Origin of the sequence: Streptomyces melanogenes (assembly GCF_014649795.1) — a bacterium.
Taxonomy (GTDB): Bacteria; Actinomycetota; Actinomycetes; order Streptomycetales; family Streptomycetaceae; genus Streptomyces; species Streptomyces noboritoensis.
This window is the reverse complement of sequence record NZ_BMTS01000014.1, coordinates 49,127-64,744: the sequence shown is the minus strand read 5'-3', so window position 1 is coordinate 64,744 and position 15,618 is coordinate 49,127. Positions and strand designations below refer to the sequence as shown.

12 protein-coding genes are annotated in these 15,618 nt (G+C 69.3%); 7 read left to right on the top strand and 5 right to left on the bottom strand.

Annotation, left to right across the window (positions count from 1 at the left end):
- Nucleotides 1-40 precede the first annotated feature (40 nt).
- Complete coding sequence (locus IE252_RS27870; protein WP_190092209.1) at nucleotides 41-253, bottom strand: DUF397 domain-containing protein; 213 nt, start codon at nucleotides 251-253, stop codon at nucleotides 41-43.
- Nucleotides 250-1,125, bottom strand: a complete 876-nt coding sequence (locus IE252_RS27865; RefSeq protein ID WP_190092208.1) for a helix-turn-helix domain-containing protein — start codon at nucleotides 1,123-1,125, stop codon at nucleotides 250-252. The genes IE252_RS27870 and IE252_RS27865 overlap by 4 nt, the downstream gene beginning before the upstream one ends.
- Nucleotides 1,126-1,287: 162 nt before the next feature.
- Between IE252_RS27865 and IE252_RS27860 the strand changes: the two genes are divergently transcribed.
- The 3 genes from IE252_RS27860 (at nucleotide 1,288) to IE252_RS27850 (ending at nucleotide 3,516) form a co-directional block, all read left to right on the top strand.
- Entirely contained in the window at nucleotides 1,288-1,854 is a 567-nt protein-coding gene (locus tag IE252_RS27860; protein ID WP_190092207.1) for an ATP-binding protein, read from the top strand.
- Between the two features lie 149 nt (nucleotides 1,855-2,003).
- Entirely contained in the window at nucleotides 2,004-2,855 is an 852-nt protein-coding gene (locus IE252_RS27855; RefSeq protein WP_190092372.1) for a helix-turn-helix domain-containing protein, read from the top strand.
- A 52-nt stretch (nucleotides 2,856-2,907) separates the two neighbouring features.
- On the top strand, nucleotides 2,908-3,516 hold the full coding sequence (locus IE252_RS27850) for a Uma2 family endonuclease (RefSeq protein ID WP_190092206.1): 609 nt from the start codon (nucleotides 2,908-2,910) through the stop codon (nucleotides 3,514-3,516).
- A gap of 89 nt (nucleotides 3,517-3,605) precedes the next feature.
- Here the strand turns inward: IE252_RS27850 and IE252_RS27845 are convergent, their stop codons facing one another.
- A complete protein-coding gene (locus tag IE252_RS27845; protein ID WP_190092205.1) occupies nucleotides 3,606-4,799 on the bottom strand; it encodes a hypothetical protein in 1,194 nt (397 codons plus the stop codon).
- Entirely contained in the window at nucleotides 4,796-5,449 is a 654-nt protein-coding gene (locus tag IE252_RS27840) for a DUF4365 domain-containing protein (protein ID WP_190092204.1), read from the bottom strand. The genes IE252_RS27845 and IE252_RS27840 overlap by 4 nt, the downstream gene beginning before the upstream one ends.
- A 188-nt stretch (nucleotides 5,450-5,637) precedes the next feature.
- Here IE252_RS27840 and drmA point away from each other — a divergent pair, with 188 nt between their 5' ends.
- The 4 genes from drmA (at nucleotide 5,638) to IE252_RS27820 (ending at nucleotide 14,222) form a co-directional block, all read left to right on the top strand.
- Nucleotides 5,638-9,252: a DISARM system helicase DrmA gene (gene drmA / locus IE252_RS27835; protein WP_190092203.1), complete on the top strand. Its 3,615-nt coding sequence runs from the start codon at nucleotides 5,638-5,640 to the stop codon at nucleotides 9,250-9,252.
- Nucleotides 9,253-9,278: 26 nt separating this feature from the next.
- Entirely contained in the window at nucleotides 9,279-11,105 is a 1,827-nt protein-coding gene (gene drmB, locus IE252_RS27830; RefSeq protein WP_229848825.1) for an MrfA Zn-binding domain-containing protein, read from the top strand.
- The gene (gene drmC, locus IE252_RS27825; protein WP_190092201.1) at nucleotides 11,102-11,893 is read left to right on the top strand and encodes a DISARM system phospholipase D-like protein DrmC; all 792 of its coding nucleotides are present in this window, start codon (nucleotides 11,102-11,104) and stop codon (nucleotides 11,891-11,893) included. Before drmB ends, drmC begins: the two co-directional genes overlap by 4 nt.
- A 184-nt stretch (nucleotides 11,894-12,077) precedes the next feature.
- Entirely contained in the window at nucleotides 12,078-14,222 is a 2,145-nt protein-coding gene (locus IE252_RS27820) for a PIG-L family deacetylase (RefSeq protein WP_190092200.1), read from the top strand.
- Between the two features lie 86 nt (nucleotides 14,223-14,308).
- Here IE252_RS27820 and tuf read toward each other — a convergent pair whose 3' ends face one another.
- Nucleotides 14,309-15,502, bottom strand: a complete 1,194-nt coding sequence (gene tuf, locus IE252_RS27815) for an elongation factor Tu (RefSeq protein ID WP_101389597.1) — start codon at nucleotides 15,500-15,502, stop codon at nucleotides 14,309-14,311.
- Nucleotides 15,503-15,618 lie beyond the last annotated feature (116 nt).

The window sequence follows — 15,618 nt, the reverse complement described above, 5'->3', positions numbered from 1 at the left end:
CCCGGTGACAGCCAGGCGCGGGGCGCGTGCAGTTGAGGAGTCAGCTCCCCGACGCGTACGCCACGAAGTCCGCCCAAGCCTCCGGCGCCAGCGCGAGGCGGGGGCCTGTGTCGCGGCACTTGGAGTCGCGGACGTGGATGGTGCGGGGCGCTACCGCGACCTCGACGCAGGAGTCGCCCTCGTTGCCGTCGCTGTAGCTGCTCTTGAACCACGCCAGTTCGGAGGTGTCCCCGGCAGGGGGCTTGCCGATCATGTTTCTCCCAGCAGTTGCTCGATGAAGACCAGCGACTCCCGGGGCGGGAGAGCCTGAGCCCGGATCGTTCCATACCGCAGCTCAAGGATGTGTACCTGCCTCGGGTCCGAGACGGGACGGCCGTTGAACGCCCCGTCGGAGCGTCCCGTCGCCGTACCGTCCACGAACTTCAGCAACTCCAGCCGTCCGTCCAGACCAGGATGGACCTCCACGTGGGTCGGCATCACCTGGAGTGTGACGTTACGCAACCGGCCCACCTCCAACAGGCGTTCGAGCTGCTGTCGCCACACCATTGTGCCCCCCAACGGGCGTCGCAACAGGGTCTCTTCCAGCACGAAACCGAGTGCGGGGGCGGGGTCCCGCTCGAAGATGGACTGCCGGGCCACACGAGCGGCCACCAACCGCTCCACCTCGGCGTTCGAGTATGGCGGTTGCCTGGACTCGAATGCGGCACGAGCGTGCTCCGGCGTCTGCAACAACCCGTTGATGCTGTTGCAGACGTAGATCCCGATCTCTACGGCCTTCGCCTCCATGTCGGCCAGATCCCGCACCTTCTTCGGATACCGAACCTTCTCCACGTCCTCCTTCATCGCGGAGATCAGCCCACCCGCCCCCAACACCCTGTCGGCGTCGTCCAGATACTCCGGCCGAGGAATCCGCTTCCCGCCCTCGATCTTGTAGACCATGTCCTCGCCGTACCCGAGCCTCTTGCCGAACTCGGCGGCCCGCATCCCCACGGCTTCGCGCCGCAGCTTCAACTGCCGCCCCACGGTGGCGACAACAGCCACGCCCCACTCGTCGTCGGGGTCCACCTCCCACCCCGGCTCGTCCGCCTCGGAAATGAGCCGCCCCGCCTCCGTGCCCGCCGACATGTCCGCGCCGCCCCTCCGTCGTACCGCCTCGTACCAGCCACGCCCTTACTCGTACGTAACGCCCCGACAAGCCCGGACAGCACCGGACAACGCCCGTACAGTGACCGTACGCAACGAGGACATCACTCCTCACGGTAGGCAGATCCGGCCACGCTGAGTGATGTGAATCAGAAACTCGCCGGGCCGACAGAGCAGCCCACCCAATCCGACGGCTACATCCGCAACTTCAGTGTCCAGCTGTCTCCCACACCACGCGGCGCCCGCCTCGCCCGCCTGCTCGCAACCGAGCAACTCCGCGCCTGGGAACTCCCGTTGGATCCGGCGAGGCACATCGTCGCCGAACTGGCGAACAACGCCGCCACCCATGGCCGTATCCCCGGCCGGAACTTCCAGCTCCTGCTGTACGTGATCGGCGAAACCCTCCGCATCGAGGTCACCGACACACGCCGTGACCGGCTACCGCGACCCCACGACGCCACCCCCACCGACGAAGCCGGCCGGGGCCTGCTCCTCGTAGCCACACTCGCCGACCGCTGGGGAGTGATCCCAGGCGTGCCACCCCGCAAGACGGTATGGGCCGAAGTCACCTTCCCGGCAACGGAATCACCGAAGCCTGAAGGCCCACACCCCGGTCTGACCTGCGCTCCCTATGAACCACCCACTGGGGAGAAAGAACCCCGCCAAGCCCCACCCCTCCCTCCCGCCGGGCAGACTCACTCCCACGAGTGAATATGCCCAACTCGGCCGGATTTGGGACCGGTTGCCTGCTCTACGCTCAGCGCGAGCAACACCACACAACCGCAGACATGCGACGGCCCTCGCCGGGACTGGCATCCCAGTGCGAGGGCCTGACCACCGAGGAAGAAGAGGACTTCCCGATGGGCTCCGAAAACCCTAGCGCGCCCTCGCGCGCCCAGTCCCGTATCCCGGGCAAAAACCACCCCCACGCGCGCCCGAACTCCGGCGTGGTCCACGACAACGTCCGCCTCACCGAGAACTTCACGGTGATCGGCAACGACCTCGCCCAGCACCAGGAGCTGTCGCTGCTGGCGATCGGGCTCGGCTGCTACATCCAATCGGTGCGACCGGGCACGGCGATCGACATCAAGACCCTCGCAGCCCGCTTCCCGGAGGGCCCCACCCGTATCGCGGCCGCCCTGCGCGAACTCGAAACCCACGGCTACCTGCGCCGCGCCCGCTTACGGGCCCCGACCGGCCGGATCATCACCCGTACGGTCTCCAGCAACAGGCCGGGCCACAGGCCCGCCTCGACCGACACCCCGAGCAGGCCCGCCCGGCGCACGGCACCGGACAAGCCGCCTCCGCGCAAGCGACTGCTCCCGCCCGTGCCCCAGCCCTCGTACCCCTCCCCCACCCTCCTCCAGACAGCCGTCGGCGTCCTCGCCGTCCTCCGCCGCCACGACCCGCGCCTCCTCCTCTCCGCCACGGACGCCGAACACCTCGCCCCCGGCGTCGCCGCCTGGCTGGAGCGCGACCTCACGCCCACCGCCGTACGCCACGCCCTCACCGAGAACCTCCCGCTGGAACCGCTGATCCGCCCGGCCGCCTTCTTGGCCCACCGCCTGACGGCCCAGCTCCCGCCCCCGGCCCCGCCGAGCCCGGCCCCCAGACACCCCTTCCAGACCTGCGACGGCTGCGACCGCCCCTTCCGCGCTCCGGCCCCCGGCCGGTGCCGCGACTGCCGATCCGATCTCCCGGAGGCCGCATAGCATGAACGTGACGATCCTTGCCCCTGGGCACAGACGACGAGGAGCGAGCGCCATGACCATCGCCCCGGACAACGCGCAACAGGGCGCCTCCCACCTGTACCGGGCCATGCGCGACTTCGTGGAGTCCACGGACGGCACCCTTCCCGGCAAGTTCGAGATCACCAAGGAAGGGATCGTCCTCGACATGATGTCGCCGGTGCGGCCGCACGAACTCACCGCACTCCGTCTCCGGAAACGCCTGGAGAAGGTCATGCCCGAAGAGATCGTGGCCCACACGGGTGAGCCTGATGTCGAGATGGAGCCGGAAGGCATCATGCGCCGCCCGGACATCATGGTGATCGCCGAGGCGGACATGGAGGGAGAGGGGTCCTTCGACCCTCGTACGCTCATCGCCGCCGTAGAGATCGTCTCCCGCTCCAACCCGGACAACGACTGGGTCACCAAGTTGCGCGACTACCCCTTGATCGGCATCCCCGTTTACGCCGTCTTCGACCCCCGTACCGGCACCGGAGCCGTCCTCACCGACATCCACCCCACCCCCGAAGGCCCTCGGTACGCCACCCGCAAGGACTTCGTCTACGGCGAGGACGTGACCATCGCCGACTGGACCATCACCACCGATGGCCTGCCGCGCTATACAGCGGCTGATGTCCCCGAGTGACGCCGAGCGTCGTCGGCGTCAGGACAGCGCCTGACCGCGAAGGCGCCTCGGGCCGCACAGCGGACGGAGTCCCCGGTCCGGCCGGTCCGCTACTCCGGCCGCACCACGAACTCCGTCACTCCCCGCATCCGCACACCCGTTCCACGCGGCTCCAGATCGCCTCTCACCGTCACCTCCCAACCGTTCCGCCCTGCCTCGGTGGCCCTGTCGATGTCCTCTGCCCGCAGTTCCACCCGGACGCGCCTGTGCCGCAGGGAATCCGCGTGGAGGAGAGAACCGTAGACCGTCGCCTCACTAGGGTTGACGTCCCAGTGCAACTTGGTGACCACACCGTGCAGCATCGCGCCCTCCTCCCGCCCCAGACGCTCGCGCAGATCCTTCGCCACCGCCTCCAGCGCGCCCGCGTGCAGTCCTCCGATCGCGACCGGTGGTGAGGGCTGCTCCATCGGCCTCTCGGACGACCACGCGAAGGCCAGCGAGAAGTCACGGCGCTCCTCGCCCGCGATCTTCACCAGTGCCTCGCAGAGGTTCGCGGACAGGCCGGCGCCCGCCATGTGCTCTACGTGGGGGACCGAGTCCCCGGCCAGCGTGCTGTCCGCCGCCGCACGCGCACATGCGACGCCCGCGTAGAGCATCCGGGAGACTCTGCGGGCGAAGGGTTCGGACGAATCCGAATGCAGCATGCTGCGCCTGGCCTCCGTCCCGTCGAAGAGGGCCCCCTGGCCCGTCTGGTCGTGTCCGCCGTACGGTCCCTCCGGCAGAGGGGTGTGCACGGCGATGACGTAACTGCCGACGCGGGTCTGGTCCAGCCGTACCGCCGCCACGTGATCCTTCACGCGCTGCGGTTTCTGTGCGGGCTGTACCGCCTGCGGGCCGAGTGCCGAGGAGGCCGCAGCCGTGTGCAGCTCCTTCAGGCCGGTCAGCGCCGAGACCAGGTCCAGGAGGGGGGCCGTGCCCGAGGGGCCTGGCGGTACCAAGCGGAGGAACTGCCAGTCCACCGGCGGCAACCGCATCTCGCGAAGGATGTCGCCCGGGGGCCGCGCCTCGACCACGGCCAGGGTCTCCAGGATGTCGGCGACCCGCCCCGCGTAGTCACGGCGGCGCTGCACCGGCACCAGGAGTTCGTACGGCGGTCCCGGCTCGTCCTGCGGCCGCCACTCCCACAATTCGGCGCCGGACAGGTCGCGCTCCGCGCTCCAGCCCTTGCCGCTCAGATAACGCCGTACGACTCCGGGGGCGAGGGTCGCGGCCTGCTCGAACTCGGCGTCCGTGATCGCGGTCATGACGCTCCCACCAGCTCCCGGTAGTCCTCGGCGAACAGGTCGTGCAAGGAGTCGGCGGTCAGCAGATTGGCACGCGGGATGTGGACGGTGCGAGTGGTGTCCGTCTTCGACTGGGCCACCGAGGGGAGCGGCTGCTGGTCGTGCAAGCACAGCCAGTACGCGGCGTGGCTCAGGCTCAGGCGGTCCTCGGTGGCGTGCGCCCAGGCGAAGGGATCGGCGGGTGCCAGGACGAGGAACAGGAAGCGGGGCATCTCGTAGTCGGGGCCGGCCAGTTGGTTGTAGTTCTTCACCTTGAGCTTGTAGCGGATGTGGTCGCCGTTGACGTCGGGGGACGACGTGCACTTGACCTGCGCCTCAATGGCCGGAAACCTGCGGGTTCCCCGCCGGCCCGCGTACCCCAGCTGCCAGTCCACGCCGACCCGATCGCGCTCCTTGCGGGTCACGTCGAGGTTGGCCGCCGTGGCCAGCATGCGGATGAACTCCTCGCCGAACGCGCCCCTGTGCCCGTTGTCCCCGAAGCCCTTCGAGCCCTGTGCCCATCCCGGCTCGGGTGCGGGGTCGGTCGGCGGAACGCCCTGGTGGCCGCACAGGCGCTGCAAGAGGCCGTCTGACGACTGATGCGGAATCCCGCCGGTCGCGCCGTCTGCCATATGCCCCCGCTCCCCCTTCGTCCCCCCACGCGACATCGCGCCATCCGGCTCCCCATGCGCGTGTCGTACCCCTCGGGCAACGCACCGTAACGAAGGTCACAGCCTCGGCCAAGAACCTTGATCCGGATCAGGCCGGTTCCGTACGGAAGTCCCTGCCCGTTGTCAGTGCGCCGATCTACGCTGGCCCCGTGACCCAGCAGCCTCTCGCCAGCCCAGGTTCCGAGCCGGACCCCGCCCCCGGCGGGTCGGTGCTGTCCGCGCCAACTCCGCAGCAGCTGCGCGACAGACTCGCCGAACTGGTCGTACGCGATCTGCTGGGGCCCTCCGGGGAGGAGCCGGAGGAGCTGGCGGGCAATCCCTTGGACCACTACATCATCGGGCGGCTGGCCCCCGGTGGCCTGCCGGGCGAGGACGGGGCCCCGCTGCGGACCGTCGGCAAGGTCGTCGAGCCCGAGACGCTCGAAGAGCCGGGCATGGCGCCCGAGCAGGAGCCGGAGGCCGGGGATCCCGAACCCTCCGCGCCCGCCATGCCGAGCCTCCATCCGTCGACGCTCGGGCTGACCCTGAGGGTGGAGCGGCAGGTCCAGGAGCTGACGGTCGACTGCGCCTGGGCGCGGTACGAGCGCGGGGACTCGGAGATCGAGGCCAACCCGAAGCGGGTGTGGCACCGCGTGCCCTGCTCGGGCACGGTCACCGTGAAACTGGTGGAGGGCAAGCTGGCCCCCCAGGCGGTGCAGGCCCGGGACTTCCCGCACATCGTGGTGCGCGGGCGGGCCCGGCTGCACGAGGGGTCATGGCTGGTGTCCCTGTTCCTCGTCAACGGGCAGGAGGACAAGCCCGGTTCCACCCACTGGATGTTCCAGGCCTCGATGACCGTGTCGGGCGCCCCCGGCACGGCCCCCTTCCTGCCGCGCCGATCCGCCGAGCGGCCTGGCAGCGACCAGGACGAGCGGCGCTCACTCGCCATGACCTACCGCTTCCACCCCGAGTTCGCCGTGGGCCACGGCACCGGAGTGCACGCCAAGACCGATCCGGCCGAACCCCGGCGTGCCGTGTGCCTCTCCACCACGGCCACGCCCTCGTACGAGATCCCGCACACGGACGTGCCGGATCCGCGCCGCGACCGGCGTGACGAGGACCTGCCGGAACTCGCCGACCTCGTGCTGGACATGAGCGAGTTGAGCAAGCTGGAGGCCGCTCCGCTCCGGGCCGCGCTCGTCCCCCTCGTCGACGGTTACCGCTCCTGGATCGAGCGCCAGAAGCAGTCGGTCGACGATCCGGCCACTGGGCTCGACGCGTACCGCGCGGAAGCCCAGGAGAACATGCGCCTCGCCGGCGAGGCCGCCGATCGCATCCAGGCCGGCATCGATCTGCTGCGCGACGACCCCGAAGCCCTCGACGCCTTCCGGTTCGCCAATCGCGCCATGTGGCACCAGCGCGTGCAGACCATCGCCGCGGGCAGCCGACGCCGCACTCCCGACCTGCCGCTGGAGGCGGCGGTCCAGGCGGTCGACCTGCCGGATAACCGCAGCTGGCGGCCCTTCCAGCTGGCCTTCCTGCTGCTCAATCTGCCGTCGCTCGCCGATCCCGCCCACCCTGAGCGTGCCGACGACAGCAGTGCCCTGGCCGACCTGCTGTGGTTCCCCACCGGTGGCGGCAAGACCGAGGCGTATCTCGGTCTGACCGCGTTCACGCTCGCCATCCGGCGGCGCAAACCCCACCTCGGCGGCCTCGACGCCGAGCACGGCGTCGCCGTGATCATGCGGTACACCCTCCGGCTCCTGACCATCCAGCAGTTCCAGCGTGCCGCCGCACTGATCTGCGCCTGCGAGGTGATCCGCCGGGAGGAGCCCGCCCGCTGGGGTCGCAACCCGTTCCGTATCGGCCTGTGGGTGGGCGGCAGGGTCACGCCCAACACCACCGAGCAAGCCGCCGACTGGGTCAAGGAGCGCAAGAAGGACAAGGGATACAGCGGTTTCGGCCGTATGGGCTCGCCCCATCAGCTCACCAGCTGTCCGTGGTGCGGAGCGAAGATGGAGGCAGGCCGCGACATCGCCGTCGAGACCACCCTGCGCCGGACGCTCATCACCTGCTCTGACGCTTACGAGTGTCCGTTCGGCGCATCCGTCTTCGGTCTGCCCGCTGACGAGCTCGGGCTGCCGATCCTCGTCGTGGACGAGGAAATCTACCGCTACCCGCCCAGCCTCGTCATTGCCACCGTCGACAAGTTCGCCCAGCTGCCGTGGAAGGGCGAGACCCAGGCGCTGTTCGGGCAGGTCTCCCGCCGATGCACCCGACACGGATACGTCACGCCGTCGGCCGTGGACGCGGAATGGGAGTCCTCCAGCCATCCGGCGAGCGGCGGCCACCCGGCCGCCTCCACGGTGGACGCCGTGCGTGTGCGCCCGCCGGACCTGATCGTCCAGGACGAGCTGCACCTCATCTCCGGCCCACTCGGCTCCCTCACCGGCCTGTACGAGACCGCGGTGGACCGGCTCTCCACTTGGAATCCCGAACCCGACCGGACGGTGCGGCCGAAGGTCATCGCCTCCACCGCCACCGTCCGCCGCGCCGACCGGCAGATCCACGACCTCTTCGCGCGAAGGACGGCGGTCTTCCCGCCGTCGGGCCTGGACGCCGACGACACGTTCTTCGCACGGCGCCGGCCCCCGGAGGAGACTCCGGGCCGTCGGTATGTGGGTATCTGTGCGCAGGGGGTGCGCACCAAGTCCGTGGCGATCAGGGTGTTCGTCGCCCAGCTCGCCGCCGCCCAGCACCTCTACGAGACCTACGGGGCAAGCGAGCTGACCGACCCGTACATGACGCTCGTCGGCTACTTCAACAGCCTGCGCGACCTGGGCGGTATGCGCCGACTCGTCGAGGACGACGTGTCGGCGAGGTTGATCCGGGCGGACCGCCGGGGACTCGCCGCGCGGCGCATCGGTGAACCGGCCGAGCTGACCAGCCGAATGGCCTCCGACGCCATCCCCGACATCCTGGCGAAGCTCGACCTCACCTTCGGCCGTCGCGCCAAGGGGTCGCCCCGCCCCATCGATGTCCTGCTCGCCACCAACATGATCGCCGTCGGTGTCGACGTGTCCCGGCTCGGTGTCATGGTCGTCAACAACCAGCCCAAGTCGACCGCGGAGTACATCCAGGCCACGAGCCGCGTCGGCCGCCGTGCTCCCGGCCTGGTCTTCACCGTGCTCAACTGGGCACGGCCGCGTGACCTTTCGCACTACGAGACCTTCGAGTCCTTCCACGCCACCATCTACCAGCACGTCGAGGCGCTGTCCGTCACGCCCTTCGCGGATCGTGCCGTCGACCGGGGCCTGACCGGTGTGCTGGCGTCCCTGGTCCGCAATCTCAAGGCCGACTACAACCCCAACCGCGGCGCCCAGTGGGTGGACCGCCGTGGTGAGGTCGTCAGTCACGCCGTACGTTCGCTGGAACTGCGCGCCCAAGATGTCCTGGTGGACCGGCATGTCATCGACGAGGTCCGCACCCGGCTCGACGCACGCCTCGACTACTGGGAGCAGAAGCGCAGGGCGCCCGGAGCCGTCCTCGGCTACCGCGCGGCCCGGCGCCAGGGAGACGTCGCCCCGCTGCTGCTGGAACCGGACAGCGGTCCTTGGCGGCTCATGACCTGCCCGACGTCACTGCGCGAGGTGGAGCCGCCGATCAGGCTGATCTTCACCGGCGCCGCAGGACACGAACCCGATGAGGAACCGCCCTACGTCCCGCGGCAGCAGGAGGACAGCGGCCCCCCGGTCAGCGACGAAGATCCCTGGGAGAGGACATGAGTAGCCCCATCGGCGGAGCGCTCCGCGTGGGCGAGCTGCGCCCCAGCCAGCTCCTGCACACATACGGCATCGGCGCCGTCACCGACCTGCCCAACCTGTCCACCATGGTCCTGGGCCTCGACGAATGGGACCCGGTCCGCGCCCAGGTCCTGACCGAGGACCGTCTCCTTGCGGCCGTACGCCGCCGCCTCAACGGCACCGTCACTGCCCTGCGCACCCCGCCTCACCTGCCGGAGAACCCTGCGGACCCGTACGGCGACTGGACCAGGACGGGCGTGCCGGTCGGCCTGTTCCCGCGCTGGCTGCGCTGCTCACGCGAGCGGTGCAATCAACTGGCGCCCGCGTCGAGCGGCCTCTTCCAGCTCCGGCCGAACCTGTACCGGCCGGAGAAGACCAAGTACGTTCACACCAACTGCGGCGGCCCCGGCAAGGGGCAGCCGACCGCGCTGCCCGCCCGGTTCCTGGTCGCCTGCAAAAACGGGCACATGGACGACTTCCCCTGGGTCTACTTCGTCCATGGCGGTGGTGCTCCCTGTGAGAACCCCACCCTGAGCCTGACCGAGTCGGGCACGACGGGCGAGGCCGCCAACGTCTTCGTGCGCTGCACATGCAAGGCGGTCCGCTCGATGGCGGATGCCATCGGCCAGGCAGGCGAGCGGAACCTGCCTGCCTGCCGCGGCCATCATCCGCACCTCGGCACCTTCACCCCGGGCGGGTGCTCGGAGCATGCGCGCACCATGGTGCTGGGTGCCACCAACAGCTGGTTCGCTTCGCAGCTGAAGGTATTCAGCATCCCGCGGGCCGAAGAGCCACTCACTCAAGCGGTCAAGGAGCACTGGAGCCTGCTGTCCCCGCTGGCCGCCGTCCCCACCGACGCGGCGAAAATGCTGCTACCCACACAGGCGTGCTGGGCCGAGTTGGAACAGTACGGAGCGGACGCGGTGTGGGCGGCGGTCGCCAGGGAGGCACAGGCGGTCGCTGGTGAACAGAGCGATGAGGACGAGGAATTCGACCTCATCACCCCGGAGTGGCGGGCCTTCACCCATCCCCGCGACCATACGCTGCCGGACTTCACCACCGTGCGTGAGCGGCGCGTACCCGACGGCACAGCCGACTGGCTGGACAGTGTCGTCCTGGTCCACCGGCTGCGCGAGGTCTCGGCGCTCACCGGCTTCACTCGGATCGAGGCTCCCGAATGGCTGCCGGACGAGGAGGTGCAAACCCGTTCCGAGGCGCCCCTCAGCCGCAACGACCCCACGTGGGTTCCCTGCGCGGAACTACGCGGCGAGGGCGTATTCCTCGCCCTCAAGGAGCAACACCTCGCCGAGTGGGAAAGTCGACAAGCGGTGCTTTCCCGCGAGCAGATCCTGAAGGACGCACACTGGGACTGGTGCATCGCCCGCGGGGTGGAGCCCCGCTGGCCCGGTATCAGGTACGTCCTCCTGCACACGCTGGCCCATGTACTCATCCGCCAGTTCGCCCTGGAATGCGGCTATGGCGCCTCGGGCATAGCGGAACGGATCTATGCCCGCTCCGGCTCTGACCCCATGTCCGGGGTCCTCCTCTACACCGCTGCCCCCGACAGCGAGGGAACCCTGGGCGGACTCGTCTCGCTTGGCCGCAGTGATCGACTGGGACCGACCATCACTCAGGCATTCGAGGAAGCAAGGCTCTGCAGCTCCGATCCCATGTGCGCCGAGCACGATCCGCGTGTTCACGCCCGGCTGCACGGGGCGGCTTGCCATGCCTGCCTTTTCGCGGCAGAGACGTCCTGTGAACGCGGCAACCACTACCTGGACCGCGCCCTGCTGGTGGAGACACTGGCGGACGACATGTGCGCCTTCAGAACATGAGCGCAGAGAAGACAGGCAGAGACCGCGCCCACACAGGTAGCGATCAGCCACGCCGCCTTCCCTCTCTGCTTGCGGCCCTCTGTCATCGACTTCCTGAAGATCGCCTCTCCGAATGGGAAGCGTTCTTCGAGAGCGTGGCAGGCCCGGACGACCCGCTCTTTCACCGCTTTGTCTCAGGTCAGGCGGCCGTCGGCCTGTCCCGGCAGTTGATGGAAATCACTAAGGCGTGGAGGGCCGAATCGCCCTCACTGGGCGGCGACGGTCTCGCCCTGGCCATGGCCGCGGCGCGGGCCCGTCCGCGACCTCGCCCCGTCCAAGCTGTAGTGAGCGGCCCAACGAGCTCGGCCATGCTCGCAAGGCTTACCAGCGGAGTTACGCTCGACGTTATTCGGTCAGCGCACTCATCACTGATCATTGTGAGTTATGCGGCACATGGAGCTTCGGAAGTCATCACTGAAATACGTGCAGCGATCCGCCGGGGAGTAGAAGTCGATCTTCTGCTGGAGGAATCCACGCAAGCCGCAACCGCCTTCGCGAATCTTCCCCGCCAGGCTCGCATCTGGCATCGGACAGAGAGCCCGTTCGGAGGGGTACTCCACGCCAAGTTCGTTGCCGCAGACCGGGACACCGCACTCCTGGGCAGTGCCAATCTCACCGACCGCGCTCTGTCTCACAACATCGAACTGGGCGTCTTGCTCCGTGATTCCCGCGTCGTGGGCCCTCTGGTCGACCACTTCCGATGGCTCATCTCGGAAGAAAGCGCATTCATGCGTCGAATCGGTCGCTAGGTAAACGTGGTGCGACGGTTGATGAAAGTCCACCCCACCGTAACGTTGCTGCTATCCAAACCGTCTGACAACTGAGATTCCCCGGGCAACCGACCCCCCTCCCGCCCCGTCTAGTCCGGCGACCAAGAAAAGCGATTCGAAACAGCGCGAGCAGCGGAAACAGCGGACGGGACGGGGAACGTACGTGTTCGGAGCATTCAGGCAGCGGCGTCCCAGCAGACGCGCCGTCCTCGGTACCGCCGCCACCACCGGCCTGGCCGCCGCCCTCGGGGCCTGCTCCGTTCCCTCCAGTCAGCGGCACCGCGGTGACAACCCCACCGCCGCCCCGGGCCAGCCCGTCTCCGCCGGGCGGCGGGCCGTGCTGATGCAGATCGTGGCGCACCCCGACGACGACCTGTACTTCATGAACCCGGACACCCAGCACGCCCTCGACGGCGGGGCGAAGATCGTCAGTGTGTATCTCACCGGTGGGGAGGCCAACGGGGACAACCGGGTGGTCAGCGACCCCTCCGACCGCGTCTACAACAAGGCCGCCTATTCCTCCGCCCGGCACCAGGGACTGCGGCAGGCCTACGCCTCGCTCCTCGGGCTGCCCCTCTTCACCCCCTGGCAGAAGTCGATACTCGACCTGCGCGGCGGGCACCGCGCCGAGGTCAACACCCTCGTCCACAACGGACGCCACGCCGAGCTCGTGTTCCTCAACACCGCCATGCACACCCTGCGCGGCGGCCGCATGGGGCTGCCCAGCCTCTGGGAGGACCGGGCGCTCTCCCTGCCCGTCGTCATCGCCGAGGGCTCGCCGCTGCGCGCCGCCGCCCCGTACACGTACGACGAACTCGTCGAGGTCATCGCGGGGCTGCTCGACACGTACGCCCCCACCCTCGTCCAGACCCTCGACCCCGACCCCGACATCCAGCACAGCACCGAGAAGGCCCGCCAGCACGACAGCGAGCAGCCGGGGTACGCCGACCACGCCGACCACACCGCCGCCGCCTCCTTCGCCTGGGCGGGGATGGTGCGGCACGTCGCCCAGGCCACCCGGGACAGGAAGGGCGTGCCCGGGTTCGCCGCCACCTCCTATCGCGCCTACTACAACCGGCACTGGCCCAAGAACCTCCCTCCCGCCGTCCTCGCCGAGAAGGCCGCCCACCTCAAGCCCTATGGCGGCGCCCCCGACTGGCAGTGCGGCAACCCCGGCGGCTGCGGGGACTACAACGTCGGCGGGAAGCGGCCCCTCACCAACTGGAAGGGGTGGGTGCGCTCCACCCACTACCGCTTCCCCGGGCCCCGGCCCGTCGTCGGCAACGAGCCCGACGGGCGCCTCGCCGCCTACGGCGTGCTGGGGCTGCGGGCCGTGCGGTGGCGGGAGACCGCGCCCGGCAGCGGGCGGTTCGGGGCCGCGGACGACCTCGGCGGCGGGCCGCTCGCGCCCGTGCTCGGCGGGGCCGCGCTCAAGGACGGGCGGCAGCTGCTCTTCGGGCTGCGGTTCGCCGCGATAGCCGGGCGCTCCGGCGCCAACACCCGGGAGGTCGTCCTCCTGGAGCAGGCCTCCCCCGGCGGGGCCTTCCGGGCCTGGCGGGGCCTCGGGAATCCCGAGCTGGGCGATGACCGGGGGCGGAGGATCGGCTCGCCCGTCGCCGTCGCCGCCCCCGACAGCCGCGTCCACCTCTTCGTACGCAACGCCGACAAGGGCGTCAGTACGCGCGTGCGGGACGCCGACGGCTCCTGGGGGCCCTGGGTCGCCCTCGGCGGCGAGACCGTGCAGGACGGGCTCGGCGCCACCGTGGACGCGCAGGGGCGCGTGCACGTCTTCGCGCCCGGATACGACTTCGTCCACCACTGGACGCAGGACGCGCCCGGCCAGCCCCTCGCGTACGTGAAGCGCGGGCCCCGCCTCCCCCTCGCCGTCGACGCGCCCACCCCCGTGGGCCTGCCCGACGGCGGCGTACAACTGCTCTACCGGACCCTCACCGACCCCCGTAAGACCAAGGGCAAGGGGCTAGCCCCGGCCGACCCCCGGCTCGTCTCCGTACGCGCCGACGGCACCGGCCGCACCGCGCCCACAAAGCCCTTCGACGGCTACGGGCCCGTCGGCGCGCTCATGGCACCCAAGGACGGGCTCGTCGTGCTCGGCAAGGACCAGAAGGGGCGGGTGCAGGCCCTCGTGGGCGACGAGCGCCGTATCCGTACGCAGGGCGTCGTTCCCGTCGACTCCCCCACCCTGCACCTCACCGCGCGCGGCCCGGTCGCCGTCGGCCTCGGTGTGGACGGGGCGCCTTGGGTGTGGGCCCTGGGGTCGGCCGCTCCCCCGATCCGGGCGGCGGGCTAGGACAGGAACAGCAAGAGGGCCCCGCACCTTACGGTGCGGGGCCCTCTCTTGGTGCTCAGTTGCGAGCTACCAGGTCAGAACACGAATTACTTCGTGATCTTGACGACCTGGCCGGCGCCCACGGTCCGGCCACCCTCACGGATGGCGAACTTGAGGCCCTCCTCCATGGCGACCGGCTGGATCAGCGCGACCGTCATGGCGGTGTTGTCGCCCGGCATGACCATCTCGGTGCCCTCGGGGAGGGTCACGACGCCCGTCACGTCCGTGGTACGGAAGTAGAACTGCGGGCGGTAGTTGTTGAAGAACGGCGTGTGACGGCCACCCTCGTCCTTGGACAGGATGTACGCCTGGGCCTCGAACTCCGTGTGCGGCGTGACCGAACCCGGCTTGATGATGACCTGGCCGCGCTCGACGTCCTCGCGCTTGATGCCACGGAGGAGCAGACCGACGTTCTCACCGGCCTGGCCCTCGTCGAGCAGCTTGCGGAACATCTCGATGCCGGTGACCGTGGTGGTGGTCTTCTCGGTCTTGATGCCGATGATGTCGACGGTCTCGTTGACCTTGAGGACACCACGCTCGATACGACCGGTGACGACGGTGCCACGACCGGTGATCGTGAAGACGTCCTCGATCGGCATCAGGAACGGCTTGTCGACGTCACGCTCGGGCTGCGGGATGGACTCGTCGACGGCCTTCATCAGGTCGAGGACGGTCTGGCCCCACTCGGCGTCGCCCTCGAGGGCCTTCAGCGCCGAGACCTTGACGACCGGCAGGTCGTCGCCCGGGAACTCGTACTCGGAGAGGAGCTCACGGACCTCGAGCTCGACGAGCTCCAGGATCTCCTCGTCGTCCACCATGTCGGCCTTGTTCAGGGCGACGACGATGTACGGAACGCCGACCTGGCGGGCCAGGAGCACGTGCTCCTTGGTCTGCGGCATCGGGCCGTCGGTGGCGGCGACCACGAGGATGGCGCCGTCCATCTGCGCGGCACCCGTGATCATGTTCTTGATGTAGTCAGCGTGACCCGGGCAGTCGACGTGCGCGTAGTGACGCGACTCCGTCTGGTACTCGACGTGCGCGATCGAGATGGTGATACCGCGCTGGCGCTCCTCAGGAGCCTTGTCGATCTGGTCGAAGGCCGAGGCCTCGTTCAGGTCCGGGTACGCGTCGTGCAGCACCTTGGTAATGGCGGCCGTGAGGGTCGTCTTACCGTGGTCAATGTGACCGATGGTGCCGATGTTGACGTGCGGCTTAGTCCGCTCGAACTTCGCCTTCGCCACTGGGTCCTCCTGTGGAGTGGTTCTGTACGCCTTGCTTCATCGGCGCCAGGTGATCTTTGCTGGGATGCCGGGGCCGGGGGCATTCGCCGCAATACTCTCGCATTGCGGCGAATGCC